This is a genomic window from Bradyrhizobium sp. MI1.7, from assembly GCF_055811795.1.
The window spans coordinates 1-18,297 of sequence record NZ_JBVVPO010000048.1 but is presented as its reverse complement, the minus strand read 5'-3'; the positions used below and the strand labels follow the sequence as shown (position 1 = coordinate 18,297).

The following is an 18,297-nucleotide window of genomic DNA, read 5'->3' as shown; positions in this document are numbered from 1 at the left end:
CTTACTCTGACTTGGCTGGAGCTTGCGGGACGCGAACTTGCGGAATCTGGGCTTGGGCGATCTGGGCCGGAGACGCGGGGGGCTGGACCAGGCTTTGTGCGAGCGCTGCAGCAGCGGCCGCCGGGGTGGGCGCTTCGTCGCGCTTGAGCGAGGAGGTCTGCTCGACCGCAGGCGCCATCGGCGCGGACTGGCTCGCGCCCTGGATCGTCACCTGGCCGCGACCGGTGACAATGCCTGCCAGCGTGCGCTTGGTCTGGAGATTGAGCACGCTCACGGTGTCGCCCTCGGCGCCGCTCTCGAGCGCCTTGCCGCGCGTGGTGAGGTAGATCCCGGGGACCTGGTAGATGACGGTGACGCTCTGGTCGCGCGACACGAAGTCCGGCTTGACGATGTCGGCGACGCGGATCGGCGTACCCGCCCGCATCGGCCGGCGCAGCTGCATGCCGAGCGTGCGCTCGCGCGAGGCGGCCTCACCGGTGACCTCTGCCTTCGGCCGGCGCTCGAGCGCGATGTCGGAGGACTTCAGGAGATCGGCGCGGTCGATGTCGCGCGTCAGCACGGCCACTTCCACCGTCTCGATCGCGATGCCGGTGAAGCGCAGCTTGGTCGGCGTCGGATTGTTGTCGTTGTTGATCTCGAAGGCGATGTCGAAACGGCCGTTGCGGGCGTCATAGCGGGTTGCGACCGGCTGGAGCACACCGGTGTTGGAGGCGTCGAGCCGCATGTCGGCGACGCCGCGGTCGAACGTGACGGCGATGTTGGCGGCATCGCCAAGGCCGAAGCGGCGCTCGAGCGCCGAGGCCACCGCGGTTTCGAGGTCCTTGTTGGCGAGTGTGCGGGCGAGGCGGGTGACCTGGACTTCCTTGATGTCGCCGGTCATCACGCCGATCACCTGCTTTGCGCGCAGCACCGACAGCACATGCGCGACCGGCAGGGCGCCGGTGGTGCCGAGATCGGGCGAGCGGTAGACCGGGATCAGCGCGGCCGAGCCGGCATTGTCGATGAGATCGCCGACCCGCACCACGTCCGAGGTCACGGTGACGCTCGCGCGCAGCGTCGGCGCTGCGATGAAATCGTCGGCGGCCTGCGCCGGCAGCGCCAGCAGCAGGAAAGCGGAGATCGTGGCGAGGGTGGTGCGGATCATCGTCATTACCTCAGCGGAACAGCGCCGTGGTCGATTGCATCATCTGGTCGGCGGCGCTGATGACCTTGGCGTTCATCTCGTAGGCGCGCTGCGCGGCGATCAGGTCGCTCATCTCCGAGACGACGTCGACATTGGCCTGCTCCAGGCTGCCCTGCGTGACCTTGCCGTAGCCTTCGGAGTTCGCGGTGCCGTCCTGCGGCGGGCCGGAAGAGGGCGTCTCGACGAACTGATTGTTGCCGACGGGCTGGAGGCCCGCCTTGTTGATGAAGCGGGTCACGCCGATCTGGCCCTGAACGGCCGACGTCGACGAACCTGGCAGCGTCACCGAGACCTGGCCCTGCTCGTTGACGGCGAGGCCGGAGGCGTTGTTCGGGATGGTGATGGTCGGCTGCACCGGGTTGCCCTGCGCGGTGACGACGCGGCCCTGGTTGTCCATCTGGAAGGTGCCGTCGCGGGTGTACTGGAAGGTGCCGTCGGGCATCAGGATCTTGAAGAAGCCTTCGCCCGAGATCGCGAGGTCGAGGTCGTTGCCGGTCTGCGACAGCGTGCCCTGCGTCATGCTGCGCGGCGTGCCGACGGTCTTGACGCCGCCGCCGATGTCGACGCCGACAGGCACGATGGTGCCCTGGTCCGAGGCCTGCGCGCCGACGCGGCGGACGTGCTCGTAGATCAGGTCCTGGAACGCCGCCGTCTGCTTCTTGAAGCCGGTGGTGCGCAGGTTGGCGATGTTGTTGGAGATGACCTGGACGTTGAGTTCCTGGGCCGCCATTCCGGTCGCAGCGGTGTGGAGCGCTTGCATGTCAATGATCCCCTAATCAGGCCGGAACGTCGGCGAGCTTCTCGATCGCCGATTTGTGGAGGTCGCTCTGCTGCTGGAGCAGGTTGGCGATGGCGGTGTAGCTGCGCATGACCTCGACCATGCGGCTCATCTCGCCGACCGAGTTCACGTTGGACTTCTCGATGTAGCCCTGGCGCACGGTCGACTTGGTGATGGCCTGCGGGGTCGCGGAGCCGACGTCGTAGAGGTTGGCGCCGAGCTTGGTCAGCTTCGCCGCATCGTCGAACGCAGCCATGCGGATCTTGCCGCGGATCGAGTCGGTCTTGGCGGTGCCCTCGAGCACCGTGACGGTGCCGTCGGGCGCGACATTGATGTCGTGGTCGGTGGGCTGGAAGGTGATCGGGCCGCCGGTGCCGAGCACGAGGTTGCCATCGGAGGTGACGAGCTGGCCGGTGCTGTTGAGCGAGAATTTGCCGTCGCGGGTGTAGCGTTCGCCACCATTGGCCTGCACCGCGAAGAACGCGTTGCCGTCGATCGCCATGTCGAGCGGGTTGTTGGTCGGCTCCATCGGCCCCTGGCCGACGTCGCGGAAGGTGCCGCGGTCCTGCACATAGGAGACCCGGCGGTCGGACGCGATGAAATTGTCCTCACGCGCGTTCGAGTTGAGAAACTCCTCGAACAGCGAATGGTCGGCCTTGAAGCCGTTGGTGTTGGCATTGGCGACGTTGTTGGCGATGACATCCATCTGCCGTTCCAACGTCATCTGCCGTGACAAGCCGATCAGAAGCGCGTTCTGCATCGGAAATCTCCCCTGAGTGAGCCTGCCACCTCGCTCTCCCAAGCGCCTTGGCCGACCCGTGAACGAGACCGCCAGGTTCTCCCAAACCCTCCGGCCTCGGTCCTCTCTCAGCGAAAGCCGTGCCAACTCGAAAAATGTCGTAATTTCAATGTCTTGTCGATTTTTGAGGGGCGCGGGGAGGCGGCAGAAAGGTTCTGTTAGCCATGTTTGCCCGGCAGATTTTTCCTAGTGGAGGCCCAATCGAAAGATTCCGTTAACCATTATTACCGTAGCGTTTGCGTGTAAGAGGAGCGCACTGCGCTGGGGCATTTGTATCGCGTCACTGTCTGCCAGGAGGCTTCGCTCTTTCGATCCCTTATGAGATGAGCGAGCCTATCGACCATGGCAGACAATGAAGCGGAAGGCGGCGCAGCCGTCGAAGGCGCGGAAGCCGCTCCGCCGAAGAACAAGCTCAAGCTCATCATCATGGCCGTCGGTCTGCTCGCCGTCCTCGGTGGCGGTGCCGCGACCTGGTTCTTCTTCTTCCGTCATGGCGACGACGAGCATCACGCCGAGGCGGCGCCGCCGCCGAAGCCGCCGGCCTTCGTCGACGTGCCCGACATCATGGTCAACCTCGCCGGCGCGCCCGGTGAGCGCGTGCAATATCTCAAGCTCAAGATCGTGCTGGAGCTCAAGGAAGAGAAGCAGATCGAGGCGATCAAGCCGACGATGCCGCGCATCACCGACATCTTCCAGACCTATGTGCGCGAGCTGCGCTCCTCCGACCTCAACGGCTCCGCCGGCGTCTTCCGCCTCAAGGAAGAGCTGACCAAGCGCGTCAATGCGGCGGTTTCCCCGATCCAGGTCAGCGCGGTGCTGTTCAAGGAAGTCGTGATCCAGTGAGCATGACGGGCTAGGGATCATGGCAGGCACCGACCAACCAGACCAGGATGCAATTGCCGCCCAATGGGAGGCCTCGCTTGATTCCGAGGATCCCGCGGAGGCCGCGAAGGCTGCTGCCGCAAACGAACTATCCGAGACCATGGCCCTGCAATGGGCGGCCATGGTCGAGGACGGCAGCCGCGATCTCGGCGCCGGCAAGAATTCCGGCGAGCGGGTGCTGTCGCAGGAGGAGATCGACAATCTTCTCGGCTTCGCGGTCGGCGACGTCACGCTCGACGACCATTCCGGCATTCGCGCGATCATCGATTCAGCGATGGTCTCCTACGAGCGTCTGCCGATGCTCGAAATCGTCTTCGACCGCCTGGTGCGGTTGCTGACGACCTCCTTGCGCAATTTCACCTCCGACAACGTCGAGGTCTCGCTCGACCGCATCACCTCGGTGCGCTTCGGCGACTACATGAACTCGATCCCGCTGCCGGCCGTTCTCTCGGTGTTCAAGGCCGAGGAGTGGGAAAACTTCGGCATGGCGGTGGTCGATTCCAGCCTGATCTATTCGATGATCGACGTGCTGCTCGGCGGTCGCCGCGGCGCCAGCCAGCTCCGCATCGAGGGCCGGCCCTACACCACGATCGAGACCGAGCTGGTCAAGCGGCTGGTCGAGGTGGTACTGGTCGACGCCGAGCAGGCGTTCCGGCCGCTGTCGCCGGTCACCTTCACGATCGACCGGCTCGAGACCAATCCGCGTTTCGCCGCGATCAGCCGTCCCGCCAACGCCGCGATCCTGGTGCGCCTGCGCATCGACATGGAAGATCGCGGCGGCAACATCGAGCTGCTGCTGCCTTACGCGACCATCGAGCCGATCCGGGGCGTCCTGCTCCAGATGTTCATGGGCGAAAAATTCGGCCGCGACACGATCTGGGAGGGCCATTTCGCCACCGAGATCAACCAGGCCGAGATCGCGGTCGATGCCGTGCTCTACGAGGCCGAAATCCCGCTCAAGCAGCTGATGCGGCTCAAGGTCGGCGACACCCTGCCGCTCGACATGCGCGCGGATGCCAACGTGACCGTGCGTTGCGGCGACGTCACTCTGACCGAGGGGCGGATGGGCCGGGTCGGCGACCGCGTCGCGATACGGGTGACGAAACCCCTGCGCAAGCCAAGTACGACACTTGCGATGTTCGAGAAGGTGGACGAGCAGAACAAGATGATGGAGGCCCCATGAACCACTCCCTGGGAATGGCGATCGAGACGCTGGTGGCTATCCTGCTGATGCTGACCATCGTCTACTGTGTCATGCTCAACAAGCGGCTGACGCGGCTGAAGGCGGACGAGCATTCGCTGAAGGCGGTCATCGGCGAGCTGATCACTGCCACCGAGATCGCCGAGCGCGCGATCGGCGGGCTGAAGCTCGCGGTACGCGACGTCAACGAGAACCTCGGCAGCCAGCTGGCGGCGGCGACGCAGATGTCGGACCAGCTCTACAAGCAGCTCGGCGAAGCCGACAACGTGGTGCGGCGCCTGTCCAAGATCGCGATCGCCGCGCGCCCTGCGGCGAGCCCGGAAGCGGCCGCGGTGCCCGCGGCCAAGCCCTCATCGGCGAAGGCGGTGGCGGCTGCGGCCGAAGCCTTCTCCGAGCGCCGACGATCCAACGGCCTTGCGGCATAAAGTCAGGGTATGAAATCCTTTCGTAACATCCGCGTCATTCCAGTCGTCCTGGTCGCCGTCGCAGGGCTCGCCACGCTCAAGGTCGTGGGCCTCGTGATCAATGGCGGCTATGTCTTCGACTACCAGCCGAGCCAGATCAAGAAATCCTGGGCGCAGGAGAATCTGAACTTTCCGACGGGGCGGGAAGACCCCGATATCACGGGATCTACCCACGGCGCGCCGAAGGAGGCGCCAAAGCCCGCCGCGCCCGAGACCAAACCCGAGGGCACCGTGGTCAAGATGGACGAGGCCCAGCCGCAGGTCTCGGCCTCCGAGCGCGCGATCCTGGAGCGCTTGCAGGCACGCCGCCAGGAGATCGAGTCCCGCCAGCGCGAGATCGACATCCGCGAGAGCCTGCTGAAGTCGGCCGAGAAGCGCATCGAAAACAAGGTCGAGGAGATGAAGGCGGTGGAATCCCGCATCTCCGCGACCCAGGCCGAGCAGAAGGCCGCTGAAGCCCAGCGCATGAAGGGCCTCGTGACCATGTATGAGGGCATGAAGCCCAAGGATGCCGCGCGGGTGTTCGACCGGCTCGAGATGGGCGTGCTGATCGAGATCGCCTCGCAGATCGCGCCGCGAAAGATGTCGGACATCATGGGAGTGATGTCGCCGGAGGCCGCCGAGCGGCTGACGGTCGAGATGGCCCGCCGGGCCAATGGCGGCGGCGATCAATCGGCCGCGGCCGGCGACCTCCCCAAGATCGACGGCAAGCCGACGCAAAAGCCGAATTGAAGGCTCCGAAGGCGCGGCGCGCTGCGGCAGCCTGCGCGCAATCGCGCGGTCGTTCGGCCTGTACGCGGCTAGACGCCTTGCGTGTCTAGTTCGCGAACCGCTGTTGAACCCTGGGACCCGTCGCGCTCAGCGGCTTCTCGACGGGAAGGAGGGTCTCGCAGTGCTGCCTGATCAGCGCAGCCTTCGTCGTGCGAGTCACGAGATGAAGGGTGCTGTGGCAGCAGGAACACTCGTATACCTTTAGTGCATAGCCCCGCGCGATTGGAAAGACGGCTACGACCGCTCTTGCCTGGCTACATACAATGCAGTTGGCTTCTCCGCTCATTGATTGCTCCCCCAAAAAAGTTGACCAATCGCATTCGCATCGCAATGATCACATTTGATTCAGAGTCGTTGATGGACCGCAACACCTCTGAGGTTGTGCGAGCCTACTCGGCAACCAAGTACGCAGATCAAACGCGCCGGGGAGTGGGGTGATTGCGAGCTAGATGTCTTTGCCGCACGAAGCTCGTCGGCTCGCGTTGCAGATGCAGCTGAAGCAAGCGGCATCTTCTGAGGCTGCGATGAGTTGACGCGTGCAACTGTGAACTGGAGTACAGTGGTGCTGGAGAGTTCGTCCTAGGCTCCCGCCATCGGCAATCAGCCGCGCGGGCGGAAGCCATGAATTACTCGTCCGTAGCAGAACGCGCAATCGAAGCCGTCAATCGGCTGCTCATCGCGGCGATGACGTTGGCCTGGACATCCGCGCTTGACCATCAGCATGCATTGCCGCCGCAAGAAGAAGATGGCGACACTGACGATGTTTGTCCCGAGCGGGACAGCTCCGCCGCATCGGATGGCACCGGAATACAACACTGAAGATCCAGTTGCCCTGCGGACATCACACGATCAGATCGTGGGGCACGTGGGCGTGAGCTGAGCCTGCGCCGTGAGCCGGATCAATATGCGGCGGGGACGGCTCAGGCATCGACGCCGCCCTGAATCCGTGGACGACGCCAGCATGTTCGTGATGACCGGACGGGTCCGAAGGATCGTCCCATCCTGCGCTGAGCTCTGAATGGTGGCCATGCAAAGCGCCATCCTTGATGGCGTAGGGTTCGACCGCCGCGTGCCAGGGCGCGGGCGCAATGTCACCCGAACCGTCAGAGCCGTGCTGCTTGAAATGAAATGAGTCCCCGAGGTGAACCGAAGCAACTCGAGGAAGGCCGTTCTCGGCTATCGGGTCCCCATGATGATGCTCGCGCAAGTGATTTTCGTGGTGTGACGTCTCGATGGAGTCTGGGCCGGACTCGATGCTCGGGTCGACCGTGGACGGTGTGACCGGGCCGCTGTCCTTGGTGGCCACGCTCTCTGGAGCGGGCGCGATCTCCTTGCCGTTGCCGAACGGTGTCAGCTTGTCGAATACGAACCTATTCTCCGCGACTGCCGTGGAATGCAGCTGGTGGACGGGCTGCACGTGGCTCACCGCGGAGGCCGCGTTCCCGCCGGTGGGGGCGTCCGATCGCGTGTTCGTATCGTCGGGCTGAACGAACTGGGTGTGCCCGACCCGGACAACCCGTTCGCAATCGGCATCGAATGTGCACCCGCTCGCCTTCGCAGCTTGCCCGGGCCCGTCTCCGTCGATCAGGGCGGCTCGCTCATGGACGATTTCGCCCGATGAGAGGCTGGCCGCCGTCGTCGGGCTACCGGTCGCGTCGTTGTCCGCGCCCGGTTCCAGATTGGCCGGCGCGGCTGCCATCGCATGACCCGACGTTTCCAGAGCGAGCATGAAATCCGACGTCTGGACGGTGGAGAAGCCATCGAGATGGATTTCCACCACACTGGAATCGCCGATGCTCAGGCTTTGATCCGTCGGATTGACGTACACGATGGTCTGGTTCGCCGAGCTGTCGTAGAGCCAGGCGATCGTATGTGCGGGCACCGTCGTGCTGGAGGGGTCGAGTGCCAGAACGGAGAGGGTGAGCGCGCCGAGAGCTATCAGGTCGCCCCGCTCAGAGTCTGCCTTGAAACCAGAGATGATATCAGGGCGCGCTGCACTGGAATTCGACGTCGAGGCAAAGACGAAATGATCGTCTCTGGAGCCGCCGGCAAGAAGGGTCTGTTCGTGCCCGTCGTGAGAGGTGTCGCGACCGCCGTTTGTGCCGATCTTGCCATGATCGGGACTTTCGCCGGAGGCGCCGATGCCATCCGTGTTCGCGTCATGGGTGCTCGCAGCCACCGTCGGACCGGCGGCAAAGGCTCTCGCAGCCGCATTGTTTTCGGGGGGCGCGGTGGCGTGGGGCGGATCGGCGGCATTGAGAGCTGCCGCGTGGCCGAAATGGTCGCGATCGTCGGCGCCGTGGATTGTGATGGCTATGGTCTGTTCCGTCCCATCGATGGTCGTGACCGTGAAGGTGTCGGTCAAAGTCTCGCAGGAAGGAAGCGCCTGCACGGCACAGTTGGTGGTGTCGAGCGTGTAGGTCCACACACCGGCGGCGGTCATCGTGAAAGCGCCGTAGCCGCCCGCGCTCCGGGTCGCACAAGTGACCGGCGTGAATGTGTTCGGCGTGTTGTCGACGTCGGTGTCAGTCAGTCTGCCGCTCGCCGTCGGCTTGCCGTGTTCCCTGCAATCGGGCTCGGTCACCGAGCCAGTGATGCAGCCGTGGATGATGGCCGGATCGTTCGTGCCGTGGATGGTGATCGTCACCACCTGCGCGGTGCCGTCGACGGTGGTCACGGTGAAGGTGTCGGTCAGGGTGTCGTAGGCGTTCAGCGCCTGGACGGCGCAATTGGTGTCATCGAGCGTGTAGGTCCAGACGCCGTCAGCCGTCATCCGGAAGCAGCCGTAGCCATGGTCGCTCGCCCTTGGCGAGGTCACCGGCGTGAAGCTTTCGGGAGTATTGTCGACATCCGTATCTGCAAGCTTGCCGGTCGCGATCGGAGTCCCGGGCTTCCAACATGCGGCTTCCGTCACGGTGCCGGTCGTCGTCCCGGAAATGATGGCAGCATCGTTGGCGCCGTTGATCGTGATGGTAATCAACTGCGGGGTGCCGCCGATGCTGGTCACCGTGAAGGTGTCTGTCAGCGTCTTGCCGACGTTCAGAGCCTGCACTGCGCTGTTGGATTGATCGAGCGTGTAGCTCCAGACGCCGTCGGCGGTCATGGTGAAAGTGCCGTAGCCGTGTGCACTCTTCGTCGGGGAATTGACGGCCGTGAAAGTGTTGGCGGGGTCGTCGACGTCGATATCCGAAAGCTTGCCGGTTGTGACAGGTGGGCCAGGTGGGCCGGATGCGGCATTGGCGACGCCGCCGGATTCGACTGACGAGCCGGTCGTCGTGCCGGAGATGATCGCCGCGTCGTCGGCCCCGTTGATGTTGATCGTGAAGGCCTGTTGAGCCGAAAGCGACCCGTCGGACACGGTGATCACAAAGCTATCGGTGGTCGGCGTCTTCAGCGCGTTGATCGCGCCACTGTTGGGAACGAAGGCATAGGCGCCAGTCGAGCTGTTCAGATAAAGCGTGCCATAAGAGCTGGTCTTCGATACGTCGTAGATCGCTCCCTGCAGCGCGGTAGCGCCCGTAGCGCCTCCGCTGATGCCGAAAGTCAGCGCGGCGCTGGAGCTGCTGGCGCTGAAGGTTCCCCTCGTTGCGGCGAAGACGTCGAACGCGACCGTGTCGAGTTCAAGCGGGCCCGCCTGCACATTCAAGATCGGCGGCGTCCGCACGGGCGTGATGATGTCGGGCACCGTGACGATGATCGGCTGCAACGGCAGCAGTGCGCTTGGCGCCGCGGGCGCTATGAAATTGATCGGCTCCAGCGGCAGAGATTCGACGAACGGAGGCGTGCCGGACCCGTTCTTGCCAAATCCCTTCGAGAAATTTTCGAGCGCCTCCTGCTGGGCCACCCGCAGCTCCTCCATGCGGGTCGCGCTGTTGTCGAGCTGATTCACGGTAAGCCCGGAGCCGACCTTGCTCAGCACGACCGTTTGTCCGGGGTCCTCGACGATGATGTGCCGCGGGATTGATTCCTTGGTCGTGAGCTCGAACGTGCCGTGTGCAAAGTCCTTGTATGTAATCGTATCGTCGTCCAGGAACGTTGCGTTCGGGTCTGCGGCCCTGACCTCTTTGATCATCGAGAAGAGCAATGCCGTGAGCGACAGCATCCCGAAACGGCCGGCAGAGGCTCGCTCATGAGATTGAATAGCGGGTACATCAGGAGGATTGCTCTTCGCCGTCTTCACGCGGCGATGCAGGCCCGCAGCGGCTTCGCGCTCGCCCCCGTGCTCTGCAGTGGACGTGACGGCCATTTTTCAACCTCGATTGCCCTAGCGGTCGGCCTCAGGCGTCGCCCTATGCCGCCGCGTCTTGGCCGGCTTGCCGCGTCACGCGATCGGGAACAATTTTGTGCCGGCAACCTCAGCTATGCCCGCTAAAAAGTTGTCGTTTCTGAGAATTCCGCCCAGGCTGATCACGGCAGAATTGCTGACGTTTCGCCCGACGGTACCGCTTTCAGCGCTAAAAGCTGTTTGAAATTGCCTGGCGCGGATAGTGACTCTTTTGGACACGGCGATCAGCCATTCGGATTACCCCGGAATAACCATTTTGGCTGTCGTGGTTTGCTGTTGCTGGTCTGCCATTATCCCCGATGGCTTTCGCCAGCGCTGTCGGAGCCGTTCGGATGCTCGAGGATCATATCTTCGAAAAGGAGGAAGCCATGGGCGCTCGTGCAGCGATTGTTCTCGTGGCAGGTCTCGTGCTTGCGCTGGCCGCTTCGTCACCCCGCCCGGTTCAGGCGCAGGACGATTCTCCGCGGCGCGCCGTGCTGGACTCGTCGTCAAAGCCAATCGGGAAAGTTGTGACAGCCGATGGCTCGGTCATCATCGAGCATGCGGGCGCCGCCATTGTCCAGGCAAACGTCGGGGCCGAATCCATCCAGACGAAAGTCGGTGATCCCGTCTATTTGGGCGATGTGGTTCGAACCGGTGCCGACAGTCGGGTCGGCATCAATTTCGTCGATGGAACTTCGTTCAACTTGTCGAGCAACGCCCGCATGACATTGGACGAATACGTCTACGAGCCGGGTGGAAAGTCCAATTCGACAGCCTTCAACCTGACCAAGGGTACGTTCGTTTTTGTTGCCGGCCAGGTTGCGAAGACCGGTGACATGAAGATCGAAACGCCGGTCGCGACGATGGGCATTCGAGGCACTACACCTCACGTCGAAATCTCGGACGACGGAACCACCAGGTTTTCCACTCTGATCGAAGAGGGCAAGACCAAATATACGAAGAAGCCCGGCGCAGCGGGGCCACGCCAACCCGAGCAAAGGGCCGAGCAAAGGCTCAATCTGAACATCTGTCGCGGCTGCTAGAGAATTGGTCCGAGCCGGTGCAATCGCCAGATCTCAGAAGATCGGGAGCCTGACATGAAACCAGGATCCTCCGTTGCCGAAGGCGGACTGGCGCTTGTCGTCCTGATGTGGGTCGGCTTGCCGGTCGCGGCCCAGAACTCCGGGGTGAAGGACAGCTATCTCAGCAATATCGAACTGTGCAACGGGACGGGTACCACCTCGCTCGATGCCCGGATCGGCGCCTGCACGACTTTCATACAGGCGCGTCCAGATTCGTCGGCAGCTCTGGCAATCGCGTATAACAATCGCGGCAACGCCTACACGGCAAAGGGCGACTACGACAGCGCCATCAGCGACTTCGATCAGTCGATCGCACTCAATCCGACATACGCAAAGGCCTTCAACAACCGCGGCGTGGCTCACTTGAGGAGACGTGAATATGAGCTCGCGATCGAAGCCTTTGATGATGCGATCAAGCTCGATCCCGGCTATGGCGCTGCCTTCGTCAACCGCGCCGGAGCCTATCTGAAGAAAAACGACCACCAGCGCGCGGCGCATGATTACGACGAGGCAATCCGTCTCCAGCCCGCCTCGCGGGCGGCATGGAGCGGACGATGTTGGACCCGCGCGGTTCTCAGCGCCTCGCGAGAAGCGCTGGAGGATTGCGACAGAGCGCTTCAATCGGGATCGACCAGCGCTGCCGTGTACGACTCGCGTGGGCTGATCCACCTGAAGATGGGTGAGTTCGGTGCGGCGATCGATGACTACAATGCTGCCTTGCGAGTCGCCCCCGAATTGGCGAGCGCGCTTTTTGGTCGCGGGCTTGCCAAGCTGAAGCAAGGCGATGCGATCGGCGGAAAATCTGACATTTCGACTGCAAGGACAATTCAGAAGAACATCGGCGACGAGTTCGCGCGTTATGGCGTCGATTACGACTGAGTTGGCTCGGTGAGGCGGAACGAATCGGAGGTGAATATGGATGCAAGGTTCGCGCTCATTCAAGCTCACGACGATAGCATTCGCCGCTATCAGCGGTTGTTGAACACACAGTTGACCGATCTCGAGCGTGAGTACATCGAGAGCCGAATCTCGGAAAAGCGATTGACCTTGCAGTCAATTCGCGAAGCGCGAGGCAAGTTGAATGCCTTGCCGGCCAATCGCGGGGTTTGATTGGCATTCCTGACGGGTGCGGACGAAGGGGGTGTTAACACCTCCTTAACCACTTGCTCCCCAGATTTCGAAGCACGAACGCCCGAGCCCGCAAGCAGGCGTCGCGACGCACTGTGCCGGGTGAATTCGTCATTACAGCATTAACAAGTCCTTAATTGGCAAAACCTACAGTCGACGGCACGGGCCGGCGCCAGTGCCGGCATGGACCGCCGAATTGGAAGAAACGCCGCCAATGGCGCAGAAGGCTGCCGCTGGATTTATGTCGCGAGCCCGCGCTTTGGCGCGGGGGTTGTCGCGCCATGTCCGCAAGGCGCCCGTGCTGGCGGCCTGCCTGCTTATCGGCCTTGGTGCGCCCGCCCGCGCCGCCGATTTGGTCCGGGGCGAGGCGACTTTCTCGGCCGGTGGCGGCTTTGCCCGTCTGGTGATCAAGCTCGGCGAGGACGTTCCCTCCGAGGTGACGACGGCCGGCTCCATTCTCATCATTCGCTTCGACCGGGCGGTCGACGTTCCCGTCGATCGCGTTCCGGAAGGTGCGCCCGACTACGTCAATTCTGCCCGCCGCGATCCCGACGGCAGCGCCATCCGCCTGTCGCTGGCGCGGCGCGTCACCGTCAACACCATGAATGCCGGCGAGCGCACCTTCATCGATCTCTTGCCGGAGGGCTGGAAGGGGCCGCCGCCAAGCCTGCCCATGGACGTGGTCAGGGAACTGGCCGAGCGTGCGCGTGTCGCCGAACGTGCCTTGCGCGCCCAGCGCGCCGCAGCCGAGACCAAGAAGCGTCCGCAGATCCGCGTGCGCGCCTCGGTGCAGCCGACTTTCGTGCGCTTCGTGTTCGAGATGCCCGACGGCGTCGGCGTGTCCTCCGTGCTCAACGAGCAGAAGCTGACGCTCGCGTTCAATGCCGGCCTCAATTTCGATCTGGCGGACGCGGTCGTCGCCGCGCCCCCGAACGTCGCCTCGATCAAGCAGAAGTCCGACATCGACCAGACCAGTGTCGAGATCGCGCTGATCGGCGATTCGGACGTGCACTCCTTCCGCGACGAGAAGAATTACGTCGTCGACATCTCCTTCCAACCCGACAAGGGCAAGACCGCCGCGACGGCTGAGGCGGTGATCGCGCAGGCGAAGCCTATGGCCCAAGGCCATGGACCGGCTCCGGAAAAGCCGGCGGCGGAAAAGCCGGCGGCGGAGAAGCCGAAGGAGGTCCATCGCGAGATCGCGCCGCCGACGTCCGAGACGATCGCGCGCGAAGCCAGGATCGAAGCCAAGATCGAAGCCAAGCCCGAGGTGAAGCCGGAAGCTCCGGCGGCGATGCCGCCGGCCGAAGCACCGAAGCCTGCGCCGGCTCCAGCGGCCGAAGCACCGCATGCCGCGGAACCGCACAAGGACGTGTCGAAGCCTGCGGCGTCGGCAACGGAAGCTGTGGTCGCGCCCGTCAAGCCCGCGGTGTCCGAAGCGCCCAAGGAGGTCGTGAAGGAGGCTGCGAAAGAGCCGGTCAAGGACAGCGTCAAGGTCGCACCTGCCGAGGCGCCGGCTGCGCCGCAGCCCACCGTGGCCAGCGTCGATGTGCGCCGCGACAGCGATGGCTTGCGCGTGATCTTCCCGCTTCAGGTGGCAACGCCTGCGGCGGCGTTCCGCCGCGGTGATACGGTGTGGCTGGTGTTCGATACGCCGAAGCCGATCGACGTCGAGGCGATCCGCAGTCGGGGCGGTGCGATGATCGGCGAGGTCAGCCGCATGCCGCTCGACAAGGGGCAGGCGGTCCGCATCCGTCTCACCCGGCCGCTGGTCTACTCGCTGACGAGCGAGGAGGTCGGCAAGGAGACCAATTGGCTCCTGACGCTCGCCGACAAGATCCAGGCGACGCCGCTGCCGCTGATGATGTCGCGCAACATCACCGACCCCGCACTCGCCAATATCGCGATCCCCTTCGCCAATCCGGGCCTGTTGCACAAGCTGACCGATCCCGACGCCGGCGACACGCTCTATGTCGTCACCGGGCAGCGGCCGGTGCGCGGCTTCATCAAGCGGCAGGATCTCGTCGATCTCTCGCTGCTGGAATCCGCGCACGGCATCGCGATCCGGCCGAACTCCGACGAGGTCGGCGTCGAGGTCGGATCCGACAAGGTCATTCTCGGCAAGAAGGGCGGACTGACGCTGTCGCCGGTCGATATCTCCGCCGAGCGCGCGCCGACCGCGGTGCGGCCGGTCTTCAGTCCGGAAGGCTGGCGCAAGGGCCAGTCGGAGGATTTCTGGACGCGCCAGGGCAGTCTGATCACGGCGATCGCGGCCGTCGAACCGGCGCAGCGCTCGCTGCCGCGGCTCGATCTCGCGCAGTTCTACATGTCGCGCGCCATGTACCACGAAGCCAAGTCGGTGACCGACCTGATGCTGGCCGATCCCCTCAACAAGGAGGAGAGCGGCGCGCTGATCATGCATGCGATCGCGAACATCTTGATCGGCCGGCCGGCGCAGGGCTTGAAGGACCTCGCCAATCCCGTGATCGGCAACAGCCACGATTCCCAACTCTGGAAGGCGCTCGCCTATGCGCGCCAGGGCAAGTGGGCGGATGCGCGCGAGAAGTTCAAGAACGTCGAATTCGCCATCGCCTCGCTGCCGATCGACATCCAGCGCATCGTGACGATGGAGGCGATGCGCGCCTCGCTCGAGGTGAAGGATTATGCCGGCGCCTCCAAGCGCCGCAGCGAGATCGAGGTGGTCGGCATATCGCCAGAGGCGGCGCCCGGCTTCGCCGTGCTGCGCGGCCGGCTCGCCGAGGCGCTCGGGCACGACAGGGATGCGCTCGACGACTACAAATTCGCGGTCGCCTCGAACGATCGTCAGGCGGCGGCCGAGGCCAAGCAGCTCGAAGTGGCGCTGCGGCAGAAGCGCGACGAGATCAGCAAGGAAGACGCGCTGCGTGAGCTCGAGACGCTGTCGATGACCTGGCGGGGCGACTCGATCGAGGTCAAGACGCTCCAGATGCTGTCGCAGATATATGCCGAGAACGGGCGCTACCGGGACGCGCTCAGGGCGGCGCGCACCGCGACAAGGCTCCAGCCGAACGCCGAGGCCTCGCGTCAGGCGCAGGACCTCGCCTCCGACCTGTTCACGCAGATCTTCCTGGGGCCCAAGGGCGACGAGCTGCCGCCGGTCGAGGCGCTCGGGATGTTCTACGAGTTCCGCGAACTGACGCCGATCGGCCGCCGCGGCGACGAACTGATCCGCCGCCTCGCCGACCGTCTCGCCTCGATTGACCTGCTCGACCAGGCCGCCGAACTGTTGCAGTACCAGGTCGACCATCGCCTCGAAGGCGCAGCCCGCGCCCAGGTCGCCGCGCGCCTGTCCATGATCTACCTCGCCAACCGCAAGCCCGACATGGCGATCTCGGCGCTGCGCGCGAGCCGCATCAGCGATCTCTCCGGTGAGCTGCGGCAGCAGCGGCTGCTGCTGGAGGCGCGCGCGCAGAGCGACGTCGGCCGCCACGATCTCGCGCTCGACATCGTCTCCAACGTTTCCGGACGCGAGGTGCTCCGCCTGCGCTCCGACATCTTCTGGGCGGCGCGGCGCTGGCGCGAATCCGCCGAGCAGATCGAGCTCTATTACGGCGACCGCTTCCGCGACTTCAAGCCACTCAACGCGGTGGAGAAGAGCGACATCATCCGCGCCGCCGTCGGCTATGCGCTCGCCGACGATTCGATCGGCCTGTCGCGCTTCCGCGAGAAATATGCGCCGCTGATGAGCGAGAGTGCGGACCGGGTCGCCTTCGACATCGCGAGCAAGCCGGCAGCGTCCTCCAGCGCCGAATTCGCCGAGATCGCCAAGCTCGCTGCCAGCGTCGACACGCTCGACGGCTTCCTGCGCGAGATGAAGCAGCGCTTCCCCGACGCAACCGCCCGCGCGCCGGCCTCGCCGCAAGCCAAGGACGAGGCCGACCACACCGGCTCGCTGCCCACGATCCCCGTCGTGCGGCAGATCAAGATGACGCGGTAGGAACCCTGCTACTACGAGGCCTCTCGACAGGTGCCCGTTGAAGCGGCAACCTGCGCGTCTTCATGCCGGGAGAGCGTCGATATGAGCAAGCCTGCCAAGACCGAAGCCGAACTCATCGCCATGGCGCGGGCCGAATTGAAGGTCCATGCCGATGGTCCGGATGACCTCGTCATCTTGATCGTCCGCGACGGCGATAGCTGGGAATTCCGCGCCGATGCCGACCAGGCCGCGACGGATAAGCCGGGCTTCCCCGAAAGCGTCGCCATGCTGGTGCAGATCGGCGATCACCTCAGCAAGCAGTATGACGTGAAGGGGTAGGGGCGCTGTCGACGCCGTCTCACTGTACGCCACGTTCTCGGTGTCATCGCCCGACTTGATCGGGCGATCTAGTATTCCAGAGACCGCAGTGATGAAATCGAAAGGCCGCGGCGTACTGGATGCCCCGGTCAAGCCGGGGCATGACGGCGGATGGAGCCGCAGCTATCCGCCCCCGTAACTCTGCACCAGGCTTCCCGCCACCAGCGACCAGCCATCGACCAGCACGAAGAAGATCAGCTTGAACGGCAGCGAGATCGTTGCGGGCGGCAGCATCATCATGCCCATCGACATCAGCACGGAGGCGACGACGAGGTCGATGATCAGGAAGGGGAGAAACAGCAGGAAGCCGATCTCGAAGGCGCGCTTCAACTCGGAGATCATGAAGGCGGGGACGAGGATGCGCAGGGCGAGGTCGTCCGGCGTGGCCGGCGGCGGCTCGCCGGAGAGATCCAGGAACAGCTTGAGGTCCTTCTCGCGCACGTTCTTCTGCATGAAGCCGCGCAAGGGGACGGAAGCGCGCTGGAGTGCGTCCTCGACGCCAAGCTGGTTGGCGACGAGCGGGCGGATGCCCTCGTCGTAGGACTTCTGCAGGACAGGTCCCATCACGAAGAAGGTGAGGAACATCGCGAGCGCGATGATCACCGAGTTCGGCGGCGCGGTCGCCGTGCCCATCGCGGTGCGCAGCAGCGACAAGACGACCACGATGCGCGTGAATGACGTCATCATGATCAGGATCGACGGCGCGATCGACAGCACCGTGAGCAGCGCGATGAGCTGGATCGCGCGCTCGGTGACGCCGCCCCCCTGACCGCCGAGATTGATGCTGATGTCCTGCGCATGCGCAGGCATCGCGAGCGAAGCCGCGGCGATCAGGACAGAAAGAAAAACAACTCTACGCGGGAGGGCCGGCAGCCTCACGAAGACGGCTTCGGACGGCCGAGCAGCGAGGCCATCTCGTCTTCGAGATTTTCAAAGCTGGTCTTCTCCGCGGCCGGCTTTGCGGGCGGAGCCGGGGGTGCCGGCGGCTCGCTGCGCGCGGCGCGGGGCGGCGGCGGCGCGGGCGGCTCGGGCGCAACCGGAGGCGCGACCGTCTCGCCGGCGGGGCGGCGCAGTGCGGCTTCGAGACGCTGCGCCATCTCGGCGAGATTCTGCTCGGCGTTCGAGGGCGCGGCAGGAGCGGGGGCCGGCGGCGGAACGGGCGGAGCCTGCGGCACGGGCGGGGGAGGCGGTGGCGCGGCCGCGCGCGCGGCGCGCACCGGGGGCCCGTTGACCCGCTCGGTGTGCCCCGGGGGCCGGGGGCTCCGGCGGGGGGCGGTGCGGGGGTTTTTTGGGGGGGCGTGCGCGCAACCCCCGTTTTTTGGTTGGTGGTGGTCAAAAATTTCAAAACATTTTTTGATTTTTCGCTACTAACAAATCCAGACTGCCTCCGTGGAAAGACTCTGGATTGC

General features: G+C 64.4%; 15 protein-coding genes and 1 pseudogene. 10 read left to right on the top strand and 6 right to left on the bottom strand.

The window, feature by feature from the left end; genetic code table 11:
- Position 1: 1 nt before the first annotated feature.
- The 3 genes from flgA to flgF are packed head-to-tail and all read right to left on the bottom strand — an operon-like array spanning position 2 to position 2,721.
- Positions 2 to 1,144 carry a flagellar basal body P-ring formation chaperone FlgA gene (flgA, locus tag AC0L3X_RS32745; protein ID WP_354130458.1) on the bottom strand — a complete coding sequence of 381 codons (1,143 nt, stop codon included), beginning with the start codon at positions 1,142 to 1,144 and terminating at the stop codon, positions 2 to 4.
- A gap of 10 nt (positions 1,145 to 1,154) precedes the next feature.
- Complete coding sequence (flgG, locus tag AC0L3X_RS32740) at positions 1,155 to 1,943, bottom strand: flagellar basal-body rod protein FlgG (RefSeq protein ID WP_014494004.1); 789 nt, start codon at positions 1,941 to 1,943, stop codon at positions 1,155 to 1,157.
- Between the two features lie 16 nt (positions 1,944 to 1,959).
- Positions 1,960 to 2,721, bottom strand: coding sequence for a flagellar basal-body rod protein FlgF (gene flgF / locus AC0L3X_RS32735; RefSeq protein WP_063982277.1), 762 nt, complete (start codon positions 2,719 to 2,721; stop codon positions 1,960 to 1,962).
- A 381-nt stretch (positions 2,722 to 3,102) separates the two neighbouring features.
- Here flgF and fliL point away from each other — a divergent pair, with 381 nt between their 5' ends.
- The 5 genes from fliL (at position 3,103) to AC0L3X_RS32710 (ending at position 6,897) form a co-directional block, all read left to right on the top strand.
- Positions 3,103 to 3,603: a flagellar basal body-associated protein FliL gene (gene fliL / locus AC0L3X_RS32730; protein ID WP_063982278.1), complete on the top strand. Its 501-nt coding sequence runs from the start codon at positions 3,103 to 3,105 to the stop codon at positions 3,601 to 3,603.
- 19 nt (positions 3,604 to 3,622) lie between these two features.
- A complete protein-coding gene (gene fliM, locus AC0L3X_RS32725; RefSeq protein WP_063982279.1) occupies positions 3,623 to 4,825 on the top strand; it encodes a flagellar motor switch protein FliM in 1,203 nt (400 codons plus the stop codon).
- On the top strand, positions 4,822 to 5,268 hold the full coding sequence (locus tag AC0L3X_RS32720; RefSeq protein ID WP_063982280.1) for a DUF6468 domain-containing protein: 447 nt from the start codon (positions 4,822 to 4,824) through the stop codon (positions 5,266 to 5,268). The genes fliM and AC0L3X_RS32720 overlap by 4 nt, the downstream gene beginning before the upstream one ends.
- A 9-nt stretch (positions 5,269 to 5,277) precedes the next feature.
- Entirely contained in the window at positions 5,278 to 6,039 is a 762-nt protein-coding gene (locus AC0L3X_RS32715; RefSeq protein ID WP_014494009.1) for a MotE family protein, read from the top strand.
- A gap of 660 nt (positions 6,040 to 6,699) precedes the next feature.
- On the top strand, positions 6,700 to 6,897 hold the full coding sequence (locus tag AC0L3X_RS32710; protein ID WP_187388008.1) for a hypothetical protein: 198 nt from the start codon (positions 6,700 to 6,702) through the stop codon (positions 6,895 to 6,897).
- 22 nt (positions 6,898 to 6,919) lie between these two features.
- Here the strand turns inward: AC0L3X_RS32710 and AC0L3X_RS32705 are convergent, their stop codons facing one another.
- Positions 6,920 to 10,324: a VCBS domain-containing protein gene (locus AC0L3X_RS32705; RefSeq protein WP_473317125.1), complete on the bottom strand. Its 3,405-nt coding sequence runs from the start codon at positions 10,322 to 10,324 to the stop codon at positions 6,920 to 6,922.
- Between the two features lie 371 nt (positions 10,325 to 10,695).
- Here AC0L3X_RS32705 and AC0L3X_RS32700 point away from each other — a divergent pair, with 371 nt between their 5' ends.
- The 5 genes from AC0L3X_RS32700 (at position 10,696) to AC0L3X_RS32680 (ending at position 16,849) form a co-directional block, all read left to right on the top strand.
- The gene (locus tag AC0L3X_RS32700) at positions 10,696 to 11,388 is read left to right on the top strand and encodes a FecR family protein (RefSeq protein WP_084795356.1); all 693 of its coding nucleotides are present in this window, start codon (positions 10,696 to 10,698) and stop codon (positions 11,386 to 11,388) included.
- A 144-nt stretch (positions 11,389 to 11,532) separates the two neighbouring features.
- Complete coding sequence (locus AC0L3X_RS32695) at positions 11,533 to 12,306, top strand: tetratricopeptide repeat protein (RefSeq protein ID WP_245328614.1); 774 nt, start codon at positions 11,533 to 11,535, stop codon at positions 12,304 to 12,306.
- Between the two features lie 36 nt (positions 12,307 to 12,342).
- Positions 12,343 to 12,537, top strand: coding sequence for a hypothetical protein (locus tag AC0L3X_RS32690; RefSeq protein WP_135214595.1), 195 nt, complete (start codon positions 12,343 to 12,345; stop codon positions 12,535 to 12,537).
- A gap of 232 nt (positions 12,538 to 12,769) precedes the next feature.
- On the top strand, positions 12,770 to 16,531 hold the full coding sequence (locus AC0L3X_RS32685) for a tetratricopeptide repeat protein (protein ID WP_354131394.1): 3,762 nt from the start codon (positions 12,770 to 12,772) through the stop codon (positions 16,529 to 16,531).
- An 81-nt stretch (positions 16,532 to 16,612) separates the two neighbouring features.
- A complete protein-coding gene (locus AC0L3X_RS32680) occupies positions 16,613 to 16,849 on the top strand; it encodes a hypothetical protein (protein WP_063982285.1) in 237 nt (78 codons plus the stop codon).
- A gap of 162 nt (positions 16,850 to 17,011) precedes the next feature.
- Here the strand turns inward: AC0L3X_RS32680 and fliP are convergent, their stop codons facing one another.
- Positions 17,012 to 17,767: a flagellar type III secretion system pore protein FliP gene (fliP, locus tag AC0L3X_RS32675; RefSeq protein ID WP_063982286.1), complete on the bottom strand. Its 756-nt coding sequence runs from the start codon at positions 17,765 to 17,767 to the stop codon at positions 17,012 to 17,014.
- Positions 17,764 to 18,153 (bottom strand): annotated as a pseudogene (locus AC0L3X_RS32670) (flagellar biosynthetic protein FliO); the annotation flags it as partial. The gene fliP and the pseudogene AC0L3X_RS32670, both read right to left, overlap by 4 nt.
- Positions 18,154 to 18,297: the final 144 nt, after the last annotated feature.